At 60.9% G+C, this 3,780-nt stretch carries 2 protein-coding genes; both read left to right on the top strand.

Annotated elements, in window-relative coordinates:
* Nucleotides 1-344 precede the first annotated feature (344 nt).
* The gene (locus ACY69P_RS14995) at nt 345-2,762 is read left to right on the top strand and encodes a methyl-accepting chemotaxis protein (RefSeq protein ID WP_462328054.1); all 2,418 of its coding nucleotides are present in this window, start codon (nt 345-347) and stop codon (nt 2,760-2,762) included.
* A gap of 299 nt (nt 2,763-3,061) precedes the next feature.
* Complete coding sequence (locus ACY69P_RS14990; protein ID WP_459899696.1) at nt 3,062-3,427, top strand: hypothetical protein; 366 nt, start codon at nt 3,062-3,064, stop codon at nt 3,425-3,427.
* The last annotated feature ends 353 nt before the right edge of the window (nt 3,428-3,780 follow it).

Genomic DNA, 3,780 nt, shown 5'->3' with positions numbered 1-3,780 from the left:
ACGCCTTCACACACGCCACCACATGCGACGATTCACAGGCCCGCCCATCTGGCAGGACCAGATTGTGAATATTGGCACGAGACAGAGAGATTCCTTGTTCCGCCCGTCCCCCAAAAGTACACATGATAAGTTTAAGGAACCTGGGAAGGGTACCGAAAAGACATCGTCACACCAGCCGACTTTGCGAGGGTTGGCACTCTATGAGGGAGCACAGGGGATAACAGCGCAGCCCCGGCAACGCCGGACGGGCTGCGCGGCATCGACGCCCCGCCGCGCATTCCACGTAGCGGCCGCCGATGCACAACCGGATGCTTAAGGAACTTTAAAACCGTACGGACAACAGTATGAAACTTCTCTGGAAACTCTCCATCCCGCAGGTCATCGTGGTGCTGGCGCTCGGGCTCGCCAGTTACATCACCATCTTCTCCTCGTTTAACGAGCTGAGGGACCACTACGTCGCCTCCACGATGGATCACCAGTACACGCGCATTTCCGAGGATATCGACAAGGCCTCGCGCCGCGCCAAGGAGCTTGCCTCCGTCTTTGCCCGCCTGCCCAAGGTGCGCGAGGCCTATGAAATCGCCTCCTCCGGCGACATTGACGACGCCCGCTCCCCGCAGGCCCAAACCGCCCGCGAGTTGCTGCGCTCCGAGCTGGCCCCAATGCTGGACAGCTACAAGGCCACCGCCGGCAGCCGTTTGCGTCTGCACTTTCATCTGCCCAACGGCAGAAGCCTTGTGCGCATGTGGCGCGACAAACAAACCAAGCGCAATGGCCACTGGGTGGATATTTCCGACGATATCTCTTCCTTCCGCCAAACCGTACTGGACGTCAACCGCACCGGTCAGTCCGTCAGCGGTATTGAACTCGGCCGAGGCGGCTTTGCCATCCGCGGCGTGGTGCCCATCACCGCCGCCAACGGCCAGCAGCTCGGCTCCGTTGAGGTACTGGAGAGCTTCGCCCCCATCCTCAACGACGTCCGCGACGAGTCCAACGACCTTGTCCTGTACATGAACGCCGACAAGCTCAGCATCACCAAATCCCTTCAGGATTCCTCCAAGTACCCGGTTCTGGATGGCGCTTACGTCCGCGCCACAGCGCCGCGCAACACCAGCTCCCTGACGCATCTCACCCGTCAGCTACTGGACGACGGCCGCGACGGCTACACCCTGCAGATGCAGCCCGAGCTCGCCCTTGGCGCGGCCCCCGTGCGCGACTACAATGGCAACCAGATTGGCGTTATCGTCAGCGTGGTGGACCTCAAGAACATCGCCGCCATGGCCGCCCGTGCGGACACCACCCTCATTTTGATGCTGGCCGGGATGGCCCTGTGTCCCGTCATTGTTCTGCTCATTGTTCTGCGCAAGTTCGTCAGCGCGCCCATCCGCAGCATCACCCAAAAGATTGAAGACATCGCCGAGGACCGCGCCGACCTCTCCGAACAGCTGGAGAACACCCAGCGTGACGAAATTGGCGAGCTGGCCCGCACATTCAACACCCTCACCCACAAGCTCTCGACCATGCTGGACGAGATGCGCGGCTATGTGAACGTGCTGAACACCGTGCCCGACCCCATCTTCGTTGTGGACAACGACTACAACCTCAAGATGGCAAACAAAGCGACCCTCGACCTGCTTGGCATCACGCAGGACCAGTTGCACCAGTGCAAGTGCCACGAGCAGCTCGACACCACCGTCTGCGGCACGCCGGGCTGTCCCATTGATATGGTCAAGCGCCTTGGTGGACAGGCCGAAGCCGACATCATCGAACTGAAGCACGGCGGCACCAGCATCTACATCAAGCCCTCCGCCTCCGCCCTGCACGACGGGCACGGCGCTGTCATTGGCTATGTGGAAGTCGCCCGCGTTGTCACCGACCTCGTCCAATCCGAGCAGGAAATTCAGGACAAGCTGGAGCGCATCGCCAAAGTCAACGAGGCCACGCACGACGCCGCCCAGCGCCTCACCGGCACCACCGAAGGGCTCACCCATGAGTTCAGCGGCGTGCAGGACGCCCTTGCCACCCAGCAGGGACGCATTCAGGAAACCGTCTCCGCCATGGATCAGATGAACGCCGCCGTGCAGCAGGTTGCGCGCAGCGCCACCGAAGCCGCCGAGCAGACCGGTGCCGCCCGCAGCGAAGCCGACAGCGGTGCCGGCGTCGTCAAGCAAGCCGTGGAGTCCATCCTCCGCGTTAGCGAACACGCCCGCACCATGCGCGAAACCATGCACGGCCTCGGTTCACAGGCACAGGAGATTGGGCAGGTTCTCAGCGTTATTACGGATATCGCCGACCAGACCAACCTTCTCGCCCTCAACGCCGCCATCGAGGCCGCACGCGCAGGCGACGCCGGGCGCGGCTTTGCCGTCGTTGCCGACGAGGTTCGCAAGCTGGCCGAAAAGACCATGCAAGCCACCAACGAAGTCGAAAAGGCCATTGTGTCCATTCAGCAAGGCGCACAATCTTCCATCGACGCCGTGGACCGCACCAACCAAATGGTGGACGAAGCCAGCACACTGGCCACCAAATCCGGCGAGGCCCTCGAAACAATCGTCAGCCTCGTCAACGCGTCCTCCAATCAGGTGGAGAACATCGCCGCCGCTGCCGAAGAACAGTCCATGACCAGCGAGCACATCAACGCCGCAGTGGACGAAGTGGCCCAAATGGCCAACGGCGTGTCCGGCCGCATGAACGACGCAGGCGACGCCGTCACCCAACTCGCCCGCCTCGCCAGCGAGCTTGAAGAGCTCTCGGCCAAGTAGCACCGCCCGTACACACCAACCATACCGCCGCCCCGGAACGCCACCCGCGTTCCGGGGCGGCGTCTTTTTAGCGCCAGAGCCGCCATCCATCTTTTTTTCAAAAAGTTCCTTTTTCCTCCACCCGCAAAAGGCCCCGTCCACCAGCCTCATTACGCCATGTGCAAGTTTCTGCATTTCTCGGCAAATGCAAAAAGCATTGCATGCCATGCACTACGGACAAAACCCATTATAGTAGCACGGAGTTGAGTTTTCTCACAGCGTTTTGTATTAGATGGAAAAGCACCTCAAAAGGAGGCACCATGTTTGACAACACCCCCCTCACCCCGTTTTCAATCAAGGTCGTCAACAAGTTGCTTTACCACCAGCGGCGCGTCAGAACGCCCCTCGTCCGCAAGGAGGACGCGCCGCAACGGCTGCTCACCTACCGCGAACTCTGCGAAATGCTGGACCGCGACCCGCGGCAGGCCTCTACACTCACCGGTCCCCTCGCCTGCATAGAAAAATGGTGCGCCGTCAACGACTGGCCCAACCTCTCCTCCATCGTCGTCAGTGAATCCACAGGCCAGCCCGGAAAGCACTACGGCAAGCACGCCCCCCGCGATGATTGGCACAGCGACGCCGTCGAGTGTTTGCGCTCCACGGACTACCCCATGTTCGTCAACTAAATCTTTCCTCCACACCCCCCTACGGCGAGGCCACACCCAGCCACCAGACGGCTCGTGTGGCCTCTCTCTTTGCGCCAGCGTGCGCTAAAACCCACGCATTTTTTGCTCCGCAGGGTTAAGGGGCGCAGCCCCTTAACAATCCCGAGTGCGGGCATGACGGGTGCTCGTGGACGAATGACGGCGGCACCCCTGCGAGGCTTTCGCTGCGGGGATGGCTGTTTTTGGGGTGGGGTTGGTACCACTGATAAAGCCGTGAGAATCCCGGTTGATGTTACCCCTTTATGACCAGCCTCCCCCCTATTTTCAGGGGCGGCTTCCGCACCTGAAAATCCTAAGGATCCTTAAGGAAATTA

It is taken from the genome of Desulfobaculum sp. (assembly GCF_054921475.1).
The sequence above is the reverse complement of the archived record's forward strand: the minus strand, read 5'-3'. Positions and strand labels throughout refer to the sequence as shown.

Bases quoted from the DNA above. Each gene is read 5' to 3' on its own strand.
- ACY69P_RS14990 (WP_459899696.1), top strand. From the start codon at position 3,062: ATGTTTGACAACACCCCCCTCACCCCGTTTTCAATCAAGGTCGTCAAC.
- ACY69P_RS14995 (WP_462328054.1), top strand. From the start codon at position 345: ATGAAACTTCTCTGGAAACTCTCCATCCCGCAGGTCATCGTGGTGCTG.